The following is a 16,243-nucleotide window of genomic DNA, read 5'->3' on the forward strand; positions in this document are numbered from 1 at the left end:
TTTGAATTCTATGAAGCCAATCCGGCACAACTCGCGCAAGGAAGACGCAGCAGAGCCCAGCTGACGGGAAATTATTTGAGCTGTTCCAGATGGTGTTTGATCAGCAGATCCGTCTCCAGCAGGGGCAGGCCGACCACGGCGCTGTAGCTCCCCTCCATGCGGCTGACGAACTTGCCCGCAATACCCTGAATGCCGTAAGCCCCGGCCTTGTCACAGGGCTCGCCGGTTTGCCAATAGGCCTCGATCTCGGCCTCATCCAGCTTGCGGAAGGCCACGTTGGTGGTGACCAGTCGCACGTCGCAGCGCTCCGGAGTGGCCAGCGCCACCGCCGTCATCACCTGATGCACCTTGCCGGAGAGCGCCTCCAGCATGTCTTTGGCATCCAGCAGATCGGACGGTTTCTCCAGCACCCGGTCGCCCAGCACCACTATGGTGTCGGCCCCCAGCACCGGCAACGCCGTCGGCGCACACGCCAGTCCAGCCATCGCCTTGTCACGGGCGAGGCGGCAGACGTAATCCTGCGCCTTTTCCCCCTCCTCGCGCTGTTCCGGCACATCCAGCCTGAGCACTTCGAAGCGGTAACCCAGCTGGGTCAGCAGTTCATGACGGCGGGGCGAGCCCGAGGCGAGATAGAGTTGCGGTTCGTTGTTCTTGTTCATATTTACCTGATATTGAAACGGCGCCGCACCTTGCGCAGCACCAGAAACACCCAGGGCCATATTAGCATCGTCGTCAACGTCGACCAAAAATAGGCGAAGTTGAGGCTGGCCCGGCTGAACAGGTGTTCTGCCCAGAATACCGTCACCTTGCCCACCAGTGACAGGCCGCCGATGATCAGCGCCTGTTGCCACAGTGAAAAGTTGCGGATCTTCTGGAACTGGAAGGCCGCCAGATAGGTGGTGATGGCCATCGCCATGGCCCGCACCCCGAGCGTGCTGCCCAGCAGCACGTCCAGCAGCAGGCCGGCCACCCAAGCGGTGCCGACGTTGGTTCGGTGCGGCAGCGCCAGCGCCCAGTAGATCAGCACCATGGCCAACCAGTCGGGGCGGAAAGGATCAAATTCGAAAGGAAGCGGCAGGATCGACAGGCTCAAGGCCAGCAGGATGGAAATCCAGATCCAGACCCTGCCGCTGGCGGGTTGTAACATCAGCGGGTGGCTCCTGCGGCGGACGCTGCCGGTGCAGCGCGTTCGCCTTCCTCATCATCTCGTACGTCAGGTTTCTTGTCAGTCCACAGCAACAGCAGGTAGCGCAGGCGATCCAGCTCCACCAGCGGCTTGGCCTCGACCTGGGCGAAGGGCTTGCCCTCCACATAGTCGGAGCGGGTCACTGTGGCCACCGGGTAGCCTTCCGGGAAGCGTCCGCCAAGGCCGGAGGTGACCAGCAGATCGCCGACCTGCACGTCGGTATTGCGCGGCAGGTTGCGCAGCTCCAGCTTGTCCAGCTCACCACTGCCGGAGGCGATGGCGCGCAGATCGTTGCGCAGCACCCGCACCGGAATGCCGTGGCTGGAGTCGGTGATGAGCAGCACCCGGCTGGTTGTGGAGCCCACATGCAGCACCTGACCGATAACCCCCTGATCGTTGATCACCGCCTGGCCGTTGTAGACGCCATCCAGCGCCCCCTTGTTGATCAGCACCTGGTGGCTGAAGGGGTCGGAATCCACCGACAGCAGCTCGGCCACCATCTTGCGGGAATCCTTGTGCACCGGGGAACCGAGCAGCTCGCGCAGGCGCTGGTTCTCATGCTCCAGATGATCCATCTTCAGCAGGCGCGAGCGCAGGGTGAACAGCTGCTGCTCCTGTTGCTTGGTCTGTTCGATGAGATCGGCCCGGGTCTGCACCTGGGTCGACATGGTGTCGAGCAGGGTACCGGGGGCATTGGCCATGTATTGCAACGGACTGACGAGTGAACTCAGGTAGACGCGGACATGGGTGAACACACCGAAGCGGGAGTCCGCGACGATGGCTGCGATGGAGATGATGACGGCGAGAAACAACCGTAACTGAAGCGAAGGGCCTCTACCAAAAATGGGTTTCATGGGTCGTCAAAAAAGAGCCGGCACGCTGGCCGGCTTTGGGTCTTATTCGTAGTGGAACAGATCGCCACCGTGCATATCGATCAGCTCCAGCGCCTTGCCGCCACCACGGGCCACACAGGTGAGGGGATCTTCGGCGACGACCACTGGGATGCCGGTCTCTTCCATCAGCAGGCGGTCGATGTCTTTAAGCAGGGCACCACCACCGGTAAGCACCATGCCGCGCTCGGAGATGTCGGAGGCCAGCTCGGGCGGAGACTGCTCCAGCGCCACCATGACGGCCGCGACGATGCCGGAGAGCGGCTCTTGCAGCGCTTCCAGGATCTCGTTGGAGTTCAGGGTGAAGCTGCGCGGTACCCCTTCGGCCAAGTTGCGGCCACGGACTTCGATCTCGCGCACCTCTTCACCCGGATAGGCGGAGCCGATCTCGTGCTTGATACGCTCGGCGGTGGCTTCACCGATCAGGCTGCCGTAGTTGCGACGGACATAGCTGATGATGGCTTCGTCAAACTTGTCGCCACCGATGCGCACGGACTGGGAGTAGACCACACCATTCAGAGAGATGATGGCTACTTCGGTGGTACCGCCACCGATGTCCACCACCATGGAACCGGTCGCTTCGGAGACCGGCAGGCCGGCACCGATGGCGGCCGCCATGGGTTCGTCGATCAGGTAAACCTCACGGGCGCCGGCGCCCAGTGCGGATTCCTTGATGGCGCGACGTTCCACCTGGGTGGAGCCGCACGGTACACACACCAGCACGCGCGGGCTGGGGCGGAAATAGTTGTTGTCGTGAACCTGCTTGATGAAGTGTTGCAGCATCTTCTCGGTCACGTAGAAATCGGCGATCACGCCGTCTTTCATCGGGCGAATCGCGGAAATATTGCCCGGGGTACGTCCCAGCATCTGCTTGGCGGCATGGCCAACGGCAGCGACCGATTTGGCGTTCCCGCGCTCTTGGCGAATGGCGACAACTGAGGGTTCGTTAAGGACGATCCCTTGATCTTTTACATAGATCAGGGTGTTGGCAGTTCCCAGGTCGATCGACAGATCGTTGGAAAAAACGCCTCTGAGCTTTTTGAACATGGCTACGGGAAATCCTAAGAATTGGGAGGTGCAGAAAATCGGCTAACTTTACCAATGCCCACCCCAATGGGCAAGCGCTCAAACTGTCGCCAATCAATCACGCACGACAAAAATGCGAGTCGTCACTCACTGCCCCGGGCTTATAAACGCTCATAAACCGAAAATCAGGGGAAAGGTACTCACCTGTTCCCCCTGTCGGATTCTGTCAGTTCAAAACCTCGCGTCGATAAATAATCCGGTCATTGCCCCGCGCCGAGCCAAAAATGGCCTCCCCCTGCAGGGAATCGGGATCGCTCAGCCAGAGGGGTGCCGCAGGTTGCCTGGCCAGATCGATCCGGTAGGGAATGCGCACCGCTATCCCGGGCGGGGCGAAGTGGAACAGAAGCTCGCCATCGCTGGCGATGGCAGATACGCCACCTGGGGCCGAGCGCCCCAGCCCCAGCCTGATCTTGCGGTTATCACCCAAATCGAGATCCCGGCTGGCGTCATCGAAGTGCTGGCCCGCGCCAGGGAAGCTGAATCCCCCATTGGCCAGCGAGAGCGCGGTACATTGATCCTGCGTGTTCAACCGCCAGTTACCGGCTTGGTAATATTGCATCTGCTGGACAATGGCGAGGGGGGCCGAGGCAAGTCCCGCCTCCGTACCCGCACTCACGCGACCAAAATAGGCGGTCATGGCGGCAGAATCGATCAATCTGGCATTGCACTGGCCGCCGCTGCATGCCCCCTGCAACGCCTCGTTGAAATCCGGATCGGCAATCAGGGTATGGCCACCATCGTTATCCTTCATATAAAGACCGAATAACAAGGATTGGTAAGGGCCATCCGGCTGTGTCTCCGATAGGCGTAAAAACGCGCTCACTTCATCCAGCCGGGCCAACCCGTTTTCCCAGGGAAGGGCCGACAAACTTTGTAGCCGGGTTGAAAGGGAGTGACCATCCCTGTCATTGGCCGTGGTCAGATAAGCGCTGCCCTTGGCAAAGGCGTCCTTGTAGTTTTGGGTCAGATCCCCGGCTTTATTGCGCGCCATGATCTCCAGCTGGACACCAAAAGGCTGACCCATATAGCTGAACTGGCCACAGGCCGGGATGATATCCCCGCGAACCAGATTAAAATCCCAGGGCACAAAGCGCCCAATGGGACTGCTCCAGCGCAGAGGCACCTCCAGTTGTGGTGACTCGGTCTGATAACCGGGATAGGGGATAAAATTGCTGACACCCGCTTTGAGCACCCCCACCTCATCCCATTGCGCAGCGGTAAGACTCATACCGTTAGCGACAGATAGAGATGTCGGTGACGGTGTGCCACTGACCCCTGAGCTCGGAGCCAAGGTCGCCCACTGCAAAGGCAAGTTTGTCGCCCCGAAGCCGGCCGTGGTCACGCCCTGTCGATTGATCGCCTGAGCCAGTAGTGTGTAGGTTTCCCCCGCCTTGCGATATACGCCACAATTCCCCATATAGCTGGCATCATCCGAACCACTACAGGCCGGTTGATCCTGACCGCGCAAGAGAATGGCACTTGGCAACACGGCCACCGTATCGCTGCCGGTCAGGGTCAGGGAACCGGTGGTATCGCTCTTCTGGAAAGTAGCATCCAGCCGCAACACGCCGGCATCCGGATACTTCAGTGCCAGCTGGCCCACCCCGTTGCCATCGAACAGCACGCTTACGCTGCCAGTTGGCGTCAACGCACTGTCATTGATCGACGGGACTGAACTGCTGGTCGGCTCGGACACCAGCTTGGCGTGGCCAAACTGAAGGGTCTGGTTACCCGTCAGCAGGGGGACGCAGACCCGGGTTGCTCCGGCATCGTTGGAACGGATAGCCCGGATCGTCGTGCTGGCCGTGTCACCCGCATAAAAGGTAGAGAAATCAAAACGCAGGGCCGCATCGGTAAAACTCATGGAACAACTGTTATCAAGCACTCCGTCCCGATAGCAGCGCAATGGTGCACTCGGGGCGCTGCTCGTCAGTCCCAGGGTGACATTCCCGCTGGTCAGGCGGGAGAGGGCCAGCGCAGCCTGGCCAGACGAGTCAACAGTCACAGGATTGCTACTCCAGCCACTGGCAGGTGCAAGTGTCACCTCGGCGCCATCCACGTAACGCTGGCTGCAATTATTATCCTGGCAAGCCAACAGCTGGATCGATGCCCCTTCGCAGGTCAATGACTGCGAAGGGTAGTAAAGCTCGTAGTGATCCGGCCCCTGCTGGATGGATTCACACTCATAACCGCTGCTGTCTATAACGGAGTGGTAACCCATAACGACGCTGGCTGAGCTGACTCGCCCATGCCAATAGGAGTTGGATCCCATATACAGGGAGCTCCCCTCTATCTGATAAAGCAGACCGCTGATGGTATCCAGGTTATCCATCACCACCTGGCCATAACTGACCAGCAATAGCTGGTTGATATCCCCGCGCCGGTTTACCCCGGGACTGTTGATCAGGTTTGCCGAATCCATGACCAGAGATTTGACAAACAATCTGACCGGCCCATCCAGCACGATGGAAGTGTCGGAATCCATCCACAGCTCTTCAATCCAGTAATCCCCGGCCGCCAGACGAACCGTGTAGGGCTTGCCTCCTCGCCCTCCATCCAGCCGCAAGTTTTTGATGTAAAGACCGGCCTGCTGGATATCCAGCGATGCCATATAGGACGTTTCAATAAGGCCGAAACGGTTGCCATTGGCCGCTGTCAGTTGGTAATGAGTGTCATAGGGAATACGCAGATTAGACCCGCCAGGAAGCGGAAAACGGGATGCGGGCAACGAGAGCGATGAAGTGTTTCCTGCTGGCAAACACTGGTCACGATCACAGGCTTGCAGATAGGAACCTTTTATCATGCCGCTGTTGTAATACCCCAAAGAGCCGTTTTTTGTTCCCCAAATAAATCCATTGGGAGGTCCATTATGAGAGCCCCCCAGATCAAGATAGTGATTAACGTTTCGCCCCTGCACCGGATAGGGAAATGCCTGCTGGCACAATGCAGCAAAATCAGTCACGGCAGGAATGGGGGTATAGCGCAGGATAATATCATCCCATGAGATATCATCACGATCCGCTCTGCTCAATGTCTCAATCCAGAGTTCATAGTTGCCGGCAGACAGTTCGTAATTGATATCCCAATTCACATCACCATTGCTGTTGAAATAAAACACCAGCGGAGTGTCCACAGAACCCTGAGTGCGGATAAACATGCGGCTGCCATTGGCTATAGACCAATCACGCAAGTTATAAAGCGTCAGGTTATCGAGGCGGGATTTCTCTGGCAGGGTAAATCCTAATTTTACATAAGTACCTGATGGGGCCGGCGGATACCAACGATTGGCATCCACGTTGTCACCAATATGGGTGCGTTCGATGAAATGCACCGCATTGCTGCTGCCACTGGAGACCAGACGAATACCGCTAAAACGAAAATCATCCCAATCCTGGCAATTGTTCCAAAATCGCCCCAAGTAATATCCATTGGAATAACAGCCACCCCACACAGCCATCCGGTATTCACCAGCAGGCAGATTGATCAGCCCGGTGACCCGGTCCGGAGTCATCAGGGAAGCTTGTGCATCAACCACCACGGAACCGTATGCATTCCAGATAACAATATTGACGCCACCGTGCAGTCCAGACTGCCCCTCCACCCGGATCTCCGAAATCGCCTGTGACTCGGAGAGAGAGAAGTGGATGGGGGCAACGGGGAAAAAACTGCCACCGTAATTGCCAACCATCGTCGTAGGGCGCAGCGCATCGTTGCGGTTGTCGCCGACATAGAATGAGCCCGGCAACCATACATCTGCCCACAACACCTGAGAATACAACAGACAAACCAGCAGGCAAAGGTAGCGAACAAGGGACATCATGGTGTGGCTCCGCCATAGGCTTCAATGGTGACCGTCCGACTGACGGCAAAATCCGGGTTGGCACTGGCCAGATCGTCCTGGCCGCAGGTCCCCGTGCTGAGCAGACGGTAGCCGTTTACTGTCTCTCCCTGATAGGTGATGGGCAGTTGCACACACTCGACTCGAACCTGACAGCTGGCCAGGCCCTGATCGCTGCCAAAGGTCGGGGGCACATTGACCAGGTCGCAGAGGTTGGCCGGGGCTGGTGCGGCTGGGAGCTTGGGGAATAGTTGAGACAAGGCCATCTCCAGCCCGCTCTGTGCCGCCAGCAAGGCACGCACGCTGCGCACCTCCACGGTATTTTTCTCGCTGCTGTCCGTCAGCATGCGACCGAGCGCCGCCGCCAGCAGGGCCATCACCACGATGACAAACAAGGCGATCATCAGGGCGCTGCCCCTTGCGCGGGTCGGCCTTCTCACGTCAGGGCACATTGCTCACCCCTATATTGTGGTTGAAAGTGACCGACTCCCCCTTGCGCTCGAATACGAACCGGATACCAACCTCCCCCGAAGCATTGAAGGCGGCAGGTTCCCGATAGAAGCTGCCGACACGGATCCACTCCGCCATCAGACTCGGTGAAGAGAGCTCCCCGTCAATCGGCCCGCTGCTGCGAAACAACCGGCTTCCCTCCACGCAATAACGCACCTGCTGGCGCGCGAAGTAGACCCGGTTGGCGGGGGAGAGGCCATCTAGCTGCTCGGAAGCGGCATAATGGACCGCCTGTACGCCGGTCACCGGTGCCTGTACGGCGTTCACCCTGGCCACGCAGCTGCCATAGACGCATCCCTGTGTGAGGGAGTCGCCATCGCTGCGGGGGATGGGAAACACGACCAGCAGATCACGGTTTGCCGCCACGGCACCGCCATCATCCTGCAACGGATTAGTAGCCGAGGCTGGGGTCTGCATCAAGAGTTCCAGGGTACCGGCACTGCCGGAGACGGCACGGTTCAGGGTGAGATAACGACTGGTGGCACTGATGGGCCAAAAACGCAGGCAGGAGCCGCTATCCACCCAGTCACCTGTCGCCGTTTCAATGCGCATCGAACCTGGCACGGCATCGCGCACCTCGCGATTGAGCCGCTCCATGGCAAAGCGGGCATCACTCATCAGCTGCTCGCGACTGCTGGCATCGCCGTAGATCTGGCTGCCGATACCGATAAACTGGCTGCTGAAGGTCGCCATGATGCCAAGCAGCAGGATCACCATCACCAGCTCGACCAGGGTAAAGCCGCGCACAAACTGCCGGGGGGCGCCAAGTCTGCACGACCCGGTTGCGGAGTGTCTCGTGAATATCGGGTTGCCCATCAGTAGTTCCCCCGATAGAGGGAGAAGTCGAGTACGCTGCGATCGGGCAGCCGTACTTGCAGCTCGATACGCTTGCCCACCGAGCAGGGTTCGCTACAGCTTTTAAAGCTGCCATCGCTGAAATCGACGCCGCTCACCGCGATCTTTACCTGATAGTTGGGGTACTCGTCGCCACTGACGCCCGCCGAGGTCTGGGTGAAGCGATTGGCATCGACCCAGTTGCCTGCCGTATCGAAGTCATCCACATCGTTGTAGGCGTAGGGCGCCGGCTCACCGTCCGGGCCATAGCTGGTCGAACAGGCCGGGATGGTGACACCGGTGACCGTCTCGCCACAACGGTAGCGGCCACCGTTGTGATCCGACTGCTCATCGAATGACTTTTGCAGGATCTCGCCGGCAAGGCGCTGGGCCAGTTGGGCGGCGCGCACCTGCTGTACCGGATCCACCGCCCTGGGGGCCTGGTTGATAAGCAACCCGAGTATGCCGGTCAGCGCCACCGCCAGCAGCACTATGCCAACGATCAGCTCAATCAGGGTAAAACCGCGCTCAGGGGATCTCATGGATATACCCCTCGGATTCAATCTGGATACGACCGGCTTCCCGCCCATCACTGACCTGCACTATGCACCCATTGCTGCAAACCCCCAGCGGGCGCCCCATCCGATCGAAACGCAACACGAAACTGCTGTTGTTATTCAAGGAGATCGTCATGCCGGCTGAGGGGATGACAGGGCGGCCTCGCGTACGCAAATTGTCGCTCCAGCCAGCAATAGAGCCAGGCGCAGGGCAAGTAGTGCCGGCCATGGACTGGGTGATATGGGCGAATCGGGAAGCGTCGACCACCAGCTGGGTACAACGGTTGGCGGGTTCATGCATATTGACTGTCTGTACCAGCCGCAGCCGGGTCAGCAGTTCATCGCGCAGGCTTTGGGTTTCAACGCCGCCTTTGCCCAGCCATTTGGGCACGGCAAAGGCGGCCAGAATCCCGAGCAGCAGGATCACCACGACCAGTTCAATCAGGGTAAAGCCCTTGGTTGCAGCCATGGGTCTTCTCATCATGTAAAAGAGAAAGCGAGGCCGAAGCCTCGCCTTGTCACATCACTGTGTCACAATAGCACATTGGCTGCTGGCATTGATTTTGCCAAGTGCCGATGTCGCCGGAGCACTGGAAGTTGCTTGTGTATAGAGCACACAGTCAGCCTTCTCCTTGGCATCGGCTGGTGCAAAGCTGAAAGTACTATTTGCCCCGGAGGTACCTTTCCAGGAACTATCAATGGTCACAGCCTTGACAATGCCATCGTCAGAGGCTTTGGGATAGCCATACACCACGGCGATCGCGGTACCATCAGCGCTGGACACGGAGCCAGTGGCAGCAGCCTCAATGCCTTCCAGAGCGGATTTGCTGTATACCAGTTGGGAAGAGCTCTGCACGGCTGCCAGTACGCCACTGGCTGCGGCCGTTTTGGCATCATCCTGCAGATTCAGGAACTTGGGTGCAGCAGTCACCGCCAGAATGCCCAGAATGATGATCACGATGACCAGCTCGATCAGGGTAAAACCCGCCTGTTTTTTCATTTCATTTTCCTCTGTTAATTGATGTTGGTGGTCACCTGGCCGGAGGCCGGACGGTAACTGAAACTCATAAAGGCATCCGTGCTGCCCTGCGGATCCTGATACTTGCCATCGCTGCCCTTGCTCAGACTGTTGACCAGATAGTAACGACAGACCGAATCCAGGCCGTTATTGGTCACGCTGACATAATATTTCAGGTCATTGCCACTACTGCGCACTTCACTGAAACTTGCCGTCGCCTTGGGCGGGTTTTGCAACAGCCCCTCCCAAATTTTGAGGCAGCGCTGGGCGCTCAGGTTGGCCGGATCCACATCGATGCCACCCTCGGCGGACGTATCCATGGGATAGCCTGGCGAGAGCTCGCCATTGCTGATCTGGGTCTCGGTCGGCGTGGTCAGGTAGAAGCGGGAACCGTCATAGAGCACGGTATTGAGCCCGTCCTGCTTGGCACGCCCCTCGGCCTCCCACTGGGCCCGTACCAGCGACACGCCGGTGGCAAAGCCGCCAGAAACCCCTTCCACGCTCGCCTTCTTGGCCTCGTCGGTCACGTCGAGAAAGCGTGGCAACGCCGTCACCGCCAGGATCCCCAGGATCACGATGACGATCACCAGTTCGATCAGGGAGAAGCCGGCAGCCAGCTTCACCATCCCTCTGTGCGGGATTGTTGATGCCCTTGATTTCATTGCCATACTCCCTCCGAAATGGGCGTTATTATTTCATGTGAGTTCAAAAAAATCATGTAGTTGACCCATTTATCAGGCCTCATTCAGAGCGCTTCGTCACACGCCCGTCAGAAAATTGATACATCAGCCAATAACCGTCCCAACCAATTTCGCATCCGCTACCATCCGGACGGGCCAGAAACTGTAGAGGCGGCATGCCGCTCTCCGCCTCCCCGACCAGTGTCAACCAAAGCTGACGGCAGTTGCCGGAGGGAGATTGCGGCGGCATCACCGCAAGCGGCCAACCCCGCTCATCAAACTGCCACGCGAGATCACCGGCATGGAGCAGTGACGGCCGCCGCTCGTCGAGCCAGAGACCGTGCAAGCGCTGTACCCGCTCGGCAAACTGTTCCCCGAGCAGGGTGAGGGTGACCCGCTGCGCCTCCTCCCGGTTGCCCTGATAGCTCTGCACCAGGGTGGCGACGATGATCATCAGCAGGATCAGGGTGATCCCCAGCCGATAGCCGCTCAACCAGCGTTCATCCTGTTGTGACTGCCTGCTCATCTTGTCCCGCACTCCCCCAACCGGCCTGTCCGTTATCGGTTGCTCATCACTTACCGCAAACGGCACGCATCATGTCTCACCATATGACCGTGAAGATGCGGCTTATTGACCGCGAACGGCCCGCATCATGTCCCACATGGGCGTAAAGATACCGAGCGCCAGGATCAACACCATGACCGCCACTATCCCGATCAGGATGGGTTCGATGCGGGCGGTGAGGCTCTTGAGGTCGTAATCCACCTCCCGCTCGTAATACTCGGCTGCCTCGTGCAGCAGATCGTCCACCTGACCTGTCTCCTCCCCCACGGCGATCATCTGCATCACCAGCGGGGTGAACAGGCCGCTGCCACCGGCGGTGCGCAGCAGGCTTTCGCCCCGCTCAATGCCGGCCCGCATATCACGGATCCGGCCCGCCATGTAAGCGTTGTCCACCGCGTCGGCCACCAGAGTCAGCGCCGTGTTCAGCGGCACCCCGGCCTTGAGCATCATGGAAAAGCTGCGGGCAAAACGGGCCAGCAGGGAGCGCTCTATGATGGTGCCGACGATGGGCAGTTTCAGCTGCCATCTGTGCCAGGTCAGCTTGCCCTTCTCACTGGCGGTCCAACGTCGCCAGCCGAATACCATGGCACTGAGGATGGCGATCAGCAGCCACCAGTAGTGCACGAAGAAGTGGGAGGTGGCGAGCAGGATCCGGGTCGCCAGCGGCAGCTCCACCCCGAACTTGGCGAACATGCCGGCAAACACCGGGATCACCATGACATTGAGGATCACCATGGCAATACCGATGGCAATCAGCACGAAGCTGGGGTAGCGCATGGCGGTCTTGATCCGCTTGCGGGTCTCCAGCTCCAGCTCGAAATAGGTGGCGAGCTGCAGGAAGGCCTCTTCCAGCTGACCCGTGTTCTCCCCCACATGGATGATGGCGACGAACAGGCTGCTGAATACCTTGGGATGGGCCTGCATCGAGCTCGACAGCGGCCGGCCGTTGCCCAGATCCTCCCCCAGCGCGTGCAGCGCCCGCTTGAGGGGCTTGTTGTGGGTGCTCTCCTCCAGCCCGGCGATGGCGCGCAGGATCGGGATCCCCGCCCGGGTCAGGGCATACATCTGGCGGCTGAAGATCACCAGCTCCTCGAGCCGCACGCCCCCCTCCAGCAGCAGTGACCAGTCGATGGACGCCGATTTGGCCTTGCCCGGTTTGAGCTCGGTGGGCATCACCCCACGGCGCATCAGCTGCTCGGCAGCCGCCATCTCGTTGGCGGCCTCCACCACGCCGCTGGTGGCATTGCCCTGGCTGTCGCGTCCCTTGTAGGCAAAGTTGGCCATCGCTTACCCCAGATCCTCGGCCAGCCTCAGCACCTCATCCACCGAGGTGATCCCCTTGCGGGCATAATCGAGCGCAGTCAGGGCCAGCGGCCGATAGTGTTCATGCTGGCGGGCCGCTTTGGCGAACCCTTCCGCATCGTTGCGACGCAAGGCATCCATCATGGGCTGATCCAGCTCCAGCAGCTCGTAGACCCCGATCCGGCCGGAATAGCCGGTGAAGTTGCAGCTCTGGCAGCCACGCCCCTTGTGATAGAGATACTGGCCAGGCGCTTCGCCGGAGAGCACGGTAAGCCAGGTGGTCTGTCCTTCGTCCGGCGCCTTCTCCTCGACGCAGTGTTCGCACACCCGCCGCACCAGGCGCTGGGCCACCACGGCCCGCAGCGCGCTCGCCACCAGATAGCCAGGAGCCCCCATGTCGATGAGGCGCAAGGCGCTGGTGACCGCATCGTTGGTGTGCAACGTGGTCAGTACCAGGTGACCCGTGATGGCGCCGCGCAGACCTATCTCCACCGTCTCGTTGTCCCGCATCTCCCCCACCAGCAGGATGTCCGGATCCTGACGCAGGGTGGAGCGCAACACATGGGAGAAGGTGAGCCCTATCTTGGGATTGACCTGCACCTGACTGATCCTCGGCAGGCGATACTCCACCGGGTCTTCCACCGTGATGATCTTCTGGCTCGCCTGATTGAGTTCGGAGAGGGCGCCGTAGAGGGTGGTGGTCTTGCCGCTCCCGGTCGGGCCCGTCACCAGGATCATGCCGTGGGGACGTTTGAGCTGGCGGCGAAAGCGGGTCAGGATCTCCGGCGGCATGCCGGTCTCGGTCAGCGACAGGATGCCGGAGGATTGATCCAGCAGACGCATCACTACGGACTCACCGTATTGCACCGGCATGGTGGAGATCCGCACGTCCACATCGCGGCCACGCACCTTCATGTTGAAGCGGCCATCCTGGGGCAGGCGCTTCTCGGAGATGTCGAGCCCCGCCACCAGCTTGAGGCGCAGCACCAGCGCCTGGGCGATGCGCACCTCGTTGAGGATGTTTTCGTGGAGGATGCCGTCGATCCGCTGGCGGATGCGCAGCACCTTCTCGTCCGGCTCGATATGGATATCCGATGCCCCCACCTGCACCGCGTCCTCAAACAGGGAGCGCAGCAGCTTGGCTACCGTCGCCTCCCCCTCGTCGGCCGCCCCCAGGTTGCTGGCCCCCAGCTCGAAGCCGGTGTCCTGGTACTCCTCCTGCAACTGCTCGGCGAAACTCTCGATCTCGCGGGTACGGCGATAGAGGCGGTCGAAATACTCCAGCAGCTGACCTTCCCGCGCCACCGCCAGCACCATCTCGCGGGGGCTGAGCAGGGCGGCGATGGCATCCATGGCGCTCAGATCCGCCGGATCCGACATGGCCACCGTCACCCTGTCATCCCTGAGGTTGACCGCCAGCGCCCGATAGCGGCGAGCCTGCACCTCCGGCAGCAGAGCCACCGCCGCCGCGTCTATGGTGAGGTTGTTGAGATCGAAGAAGGGCACATCCAGCTGGCGGGCGAGAAACTGCAGCAACTGCACCTCGCTGATGAAGCCGAGATCGATCAGGGTGGTGCCCAGCTTGCGGCCGGTCTGACGCTGCTGCTGCAGGGCGAGCTGCAACTGATCATCCGAGATGATCTGCTCCTGAACCAGCAGATCGCCGAGGCGCATTTTCAGTCTGGGTTGTGCCATTGAAACTCCGAAGTTGATTGACCCTGTCGCCCGTCAGGGGGCGAGCTGGGCGACGCGCTGTTCCAGCCAGCTGGTGGAAGCCTCACCCAGATTGCCATGGAGCAGGGCGTTGCGATAGGCGTCCAGCGCCCGCTGGCTGTGGCCCTGGCCATCCTCGGCCACGCCCAGCCCGAGCCACCAACGGCCCTGATCCGGCTGCTGGCGCAGCAGCTTCACATAGAGCTCTGCTGCCTCGGCGTTGCGTCCCAGCTCCTGGGTCAGCCCGGCCCAGGTGGCGTAATAATCGAGATTGGCGGCCAGCTCCGGCTGATAACCGGCGAGCCAGCCAAGCGCCTGTTGCCGTTGGCCCTCGCTGATGGCAAGGCGGGCCAGCAGGAGCCGAAAATCCGCCTGCTGGGGCTCAAACCTGAGCCCCTCCTCCAGCAACTGGCGGGCTTCGGCCAGCCGACCCTCGCCATAGAGGAGACCCGCCAGCTGCTCCCGCGCCCCCTGGTTGTGGGGATCGTGTTCCAGCACCTGATAGTAATTGTCCTGGGCATCCCTCAGGTTGCCCTTGGCCATGGCGACAGTCGCCTTGCGCTCGGCCAGCACCGCCAGCTCCTGCGGGGAGAGCTCGACGGTTTCGATCTTCAGCACGCCCGGTTTGCGCGGTGGCTCGGCCACCGCCTGCTGCTCTGCGGCCAGTTCGGCATGCAGATCCGGCTGCAACTCCTCATCGCTGGGCATGGGCTCATCGCCCTCCCCAGCCTCATCTGCCTCATCAAACGCGGGCCCGGACAAGGTATACGGCTCTTCATCCCTATTCTCATCGGCGGCTGAGCGGGGCTGCGGCAGCGTCACCGCCACCTCGGCGGGCTCCGACTCGACGGGCGCGAGCATTGGCGACGGTGCCACCCGGGCCACCACATCGGCCGCCACGGGTTCACTGACCACACTCATAGCCCGGGTCTGCTGCCAGTAGATCCAGGTGCGCCAACCGAGGATCCCGAGGGCCAGGCCACAGAGCAGGGTCAATAGCAGCATCCACCAGCCCTGTTTGCGGGCCGGTGCGACATAGACGGCAGCTCCCGCGGATCCTTGCTGGCGCTGTTCCAGATCCTTGAGCATCTGGTTGATCACGCTCATTGCCAGACTCCATAAGCCAGGGCGCACCCCAGCAGCAGTAACAGGGGCCACCAGCGACCCGGGGCGCCCTTGCGCGCATCATCGGTATCGCGGATGGCGAGGTGCACCAGACGCGGCGCTATCTGCCGCGCCCCCTGACCATAGGCCAGCATCAGGCACTTCTGCGCCAGTACGTTGATAAGTCGGGGCACGCCGCGCGAAGCGCGCCACAGAAGCGTCAGGGCGCGGTGACTGAACAGCGGCGCGCCGCGATAGCCGGAGACTTGCAACCTGTGTTCCAGATAGGCGCGGGTCTCATCCCGGCTCAGGGGCCGCAGGCAGTAAGAGAAACCGATCCGCTGGCGCAGCTGGCGCAGATGGGGCTTGCCGAGCCGGCTATCCAGCTCGGGCTGGCCAAACAGCACTATCTGCAACAGCTTGCTCGATTCGGTCTCGAGGTTGCCAAACAGCCGGATCGCCTCCAGGGTCTCGTCCGGCAGGGCCTGGGCCTCGTCGATCAGCACCACCACCCGGCTCCCCTGCTGATGCAGGGCGATGAGGTGGCGATGGATGCGATCCGTGATATCCAGCTCGCTGCCATCGTGCACCGACAGACCCAGCTCCAGCGCCAGGGCGATGCGCAGCTCGGCCGGAGAGAGATGCGGGTTGGGCAACCAGGCGATGCGCACCGGATGCGCCTCCGAGCCCAGCTCCCCCAGCAACTTGCGGCACAGCAGTGTCTTGCCGGTGCCCACCTCGCCGGTCACCTTGATGAAGCCCTCCCCCTGCGACAGCGCCCAGTTGAGCACCTGTAACGCCTCCTCGTGCGGGGGCAGGCCGTAGTAAAAACCGGTATTGGGGGTGAGGCCGAACGGCGCCTCCTGCAGCCCGAAGTGCTCCAGGTACATGCCGTCAGCTCCCGCGCCCGGACAGGGCGGCCTGCAACAGACCACCCGCCAGCACCAGACCATGGGACAG

16 protein-coding genes are annotated in these 16,243 nt (G+C 60.8%); all 16 read right to left on the minus strand.

What is annotated here, in order from left to right; translation table 11 throughout:
• Nucleotides 1–71 precede the first annotated feature (71 nt).
• Nucleotides 72–659 (minus strand): nucleoside triphosphate pyrophosphatase, encoded by a 588-nt coding sequence (locus ACB028_RS18175; RefSeq protein ID WP_042070296.1) that lies wholly within the window; start codon nucleotides 657–659, stop codon nucleotides 72–74.
• A 2-nt stretch (nucleotides 660–661) separates the two neighbouring features.
• Nucleotides 662–1,147 carry a rod shape-determining protein MreD gene (gene mreD, locus ACB028_RS18180; protein WP_026458460.1) on the minus strand — a complete coding sequence of 162 codons (486 nt, stop codon included), beginning with the start codon at nucleotides 1,145–1,147 and terminating at the stop codon, nucleotides 662–664.
• The gene (mreC, locus tag ACB028_RS18185; protein ID WP_061476914.1) at nucleotides 1,147–2,040 is read right to left on the minus strand and encodes a rod shape-determining protein MreC; all 894 of its coding nucleotides are present in this window, start codon (nucleotides 2,038–2,040) and stop codon (nucleotides 1,147–1,149) included. The genes mreD and mreC overlap by 1 nt, the downstream gene beginning before the upstream one ends.
• A gap of 42 nt (nucleotides 2,041–2,082) precedes the next feature.
• A complete protein-coding gene (locus ACB028_RS18190; RefSeq protein WP_005340051.1) occupies nucleotides 2,083–3,123 on the minus strand; it encodes a rod shape-determining protein in 1,041 nt (346 codons plus the stop codon).
• 205 nt (nucleotides 3,124–3,328) lie between these two features.
• Complete coding sequence (locus tag ACB028_RS18195) at nucleotides 3,329–6,982, minus strand: DUF6701 domain-containing protein (RefSeq protein WP_371144890.1); 3,654 nt, start codon at nucleotides 6,980–6,982, stop codon at nucleotides 3,329–3,331.
• Nucleotides 6,979–7,452, minus strand: a complete 474-nt coding sequence (locus ACB028_RS18200) for an MSHA biogenesis protein MshP (protein ID WP_201942619.1) — start codon at nucleotides 7,450–7,452, stop codon at nucleotides 6,979–6,981. The genes ACB028_RS18195 and ACB028_RS18200 overlap by 4 nt, the downstream gene beginning before the upstream one ends.
• Nucleotides 7,442–8,227, minus strand: coding sequence for a type II secretion system protein (locus tag ACB028_RS18205; protein ID WP_234924682.1), 786 nt, complete (start codon nucleotides 8,225–8,227; stop codon nucleotides 7,442–7,444). The genes ACB028_RS18200 and ACB028_RS18205 overlap by 11 nt, the downstream gene beginning before the upstream one ends.
• Nucleotides 8,228–8,325: 98 nt before the next feature.
• On the minus strand, nucleotides 8,326–8,886 hold the full coding sequence (locus ACB028_RS18210; RefSeq protein ID WP_201942623.1) for a prepilin-type N-terminal cleavage/methylation domain-containing protein: 561 nt from the start codon (nucleotides 8,884–8,886) through the stop codon (nucleotides 8,326–8,328).
• Entirely contained in the window at nucleotides 8,873–9,370 is a 498-nt protein-coding gene (locus ACB028_RS18215) for a type II secretion system protein (RefSeq protein WP_201942625.1), read from the minus strand. Before ACB028_RS18215 ends, ACB028_RS18210 begins: the two co-directional genes overlap by 14 nt.
• Before the next feature lie 54 nt (nucleotides 9,371–9,424).
• Nucleotides 9,425–9,901 carry a prepilin-type N-terminal cleavage/methylation domain-containing protein gene (locus ACB028_RS18220; protein WP_201942627.1) on the minus strand — a complete coding sequence of 159 codons (477 nt, stop codon included), beginning with the start codon at nucleotides 9,899–9,901 and terminating at the stop codon, nucleotides 9,425–9,427.
• Nucleotides 9,902–9,915: 14 nt separating this feature from the next.
• Nucleotides 9,916–10,587 carry an MSHA fimbrial major subunit MshB gene (mshB, locus tag ACB028_RS18225; RefSeq protein WP_026455899.1) on the minus strand — a complete coding sequence of 224 codons (672 nt, stop codon included), beginning with the start codon at nucleotides 10,585–10,587 and terminating at the stop codon, nucleotides 9,916–9,918.
• Between the two features lie 73 nt (nucleotides 10,588–10,660).
• Entirely contained in the window at nucleotides 10,661–11,125 is a 465-nt protein-coding gene (locus ACB028_RS18230) for a hypothetical protein (RefSeq protein WP_201942629.1), read from the minus strand.
• 102 nt (nucleotides 11,126–11,227) lie between these two features.
• Nucleotides 11,228–12,448, minus strand: coding sequence for a type II secretion system F family protein (locus ACB028_RS18235; protein WP_371144891.1), 1,221 nt, complete (start codon nucleotides 12,446–12,448; stop codon nucleotides 11,228–11,230).
• Nucleotides 12,449–12,451: 3 nt separating this feature from the next.
• Nucleotides 12,452–14,161: an MSHA fimbrial ATPase MshE gene (gene mshE, locus ACB028_RS18240; RefSeq protein ID WP_371144892.1), complete on the minus strand. Its 1,710-nt coding sequence runs from the start codon at nucleotides 14,159–14,161 to the stop codon at nucleotides 12,452–12,454.
• A 33-nt stretch (nucleotides 14,162–14,194) separates the two neighbouring features.
• Complete coding sequence (locus ACB028_RS18245; RefSeq protein ID WP_371144893.1) at nucleotides 14,195–15,286, minus strand: tetratricopeptide repeat protein; 1,092 nt, start codon at nucleotides 15,284–15,286, stop codon at nucleotides 14,195–14,197.
• Nucleotides 15,283–16,173, minus strand: coding sequence for an ExeA family protein (locus ACB028_RS18250; protein WP_026455894.1), 891 nt, complete (start codon nucleotides 16,171–16,173; stop codon nucleotides 15,283–15,285). The genes ACB028_RS18245 and ACB028_RS18250 overlap by 4 nt, the downstream gene beginning before the upstream one ends.
• Between the last annotated feature and the right edge of the window lie 70 nt (nucleotides 16,174–16,243).

Source organism: Aeromonas sp. S9(2024), assembly GCF_041403185.1.
In the GTDB taxonomy this organism is placed as follows: Bacteria; Pseudomonadota; Gammaproteobacteria; order Enterobacterales; family Aeromonadaceae; genus Aeromonas; species Aeromonas enteropelogenes.

Bases quoted from the DNA above. Each gene is read 5' to 3' on its own strand.
- mreD (WP_026458460.1), bottom strand. From the start codon at position 1,147: ATGTTACAACCCGCCAGCGGCAGGGTCTGGATCTGGATTTCCATCCTG.
- ACB028_RS18175 (WP_042070296.1), bottom strand. From the start codon at position 659: ATGAACAAGAACAACGAACCGCAACTCTATCTCGCCTCGGGCTCGCCC.
- mreC (WP_061476914.1), bottom strand. From the start codon at position 2,040: ATGAAACCCATTTTTGGTAGAGGCCCTTCGCTTCAGTTACGGTTGTTT.
- mshE (WP_371144892.1), bottom strand. From the start codon at position 14,161: ATGGCACAACCCAGACTGAAAATGCGCCTCGGCGATCTGCTGGTTCAG.
- ACB028_RS18200 (WP_201942619.1), bottom strand. From the start codon at position 7,452: ATGTGCCCTGACGTGAGAAGGCCGACCCGCGCAAGGGGCAGCGCCCTG.
- ACB028_RS18220 (WP_201942627.1), bottom strand. From the start codon at position 9,901: ATGAAAAAACAGGCGGGTTTTACCCTGATCGAGCTGGTCATCGTGATC.
- ACB028_RS18245 (WP_371144893.1), bottom strand. From the start codon at position 15,286: ATGAGCGTGATCAACCAGATGCTCAAGGATCTGGAACAGCGCCAGCAA.
- ACB028_RS18195 (WP_371144890.1), bottom strand. From the start codon at position 6,982: ATGATGTCCCTTGTTCGCTACCTTTGCCTGCTGGTTTGTCTGTTGTAT.
- ACB028_RS18210 (WP_201942623.1), bottom strand. From the start codon at position 8,886: ATGAGATCCCCTGAGCGCGGTTTTACCCTGATTGAGCTGATCGTTGGC.
- ACB028_RS18205 (WP_234924682.1), bottom strand. From the start codon at position 8,227: ATGGTGATCCTGCTGCTTGGCATCATGGCGACCTTCAGCAGCCAGTTT.
- mshB (WP_026455899.1), bottom strand. From the start codon at position 10,587: ATGGCAATGAAATCAAGGGCATCAACAATCCCGCACAGAGGGATGGTG.
- ACB028_RS18215 (WP_201942625.1), bottom strand. From the start codon at position 9,370: ATGGCTGCAACCAAGGGCTTTACCCTGATTGAACTGGTCGTGGTGATC.
- ACB028_RS18235 (WP_371144891.1), bottom strand. From the start codon at position 12,448: ATGGCCAACTTTGCCTACAAGGGACGCGACAGCCAGGGCAATGCCACC.
- ACB028_RS18250 (WP_026455894.1), bottom strand. From the start codon at position 16,173: ATGTACCTGGAGCACTTCGGGCTGCAGGAGGCGCCGTTCGGCCTCACC.
- ACB028_RS18230 (WP_201942629.1), bottom strand. From the start codon at position 11,125: ATGAGCAGGCAGTCACAACAGGATGAACGCTGGTTGAGCGGCTATCGG.
- ACB028_RS18190 (WP_005340051.1), bottom strand. From the start codon at position 3,123: ATGTTCAAAAAGCTCAGAGGCGTTTTTTCCAACGATCTGTCGATCGAC.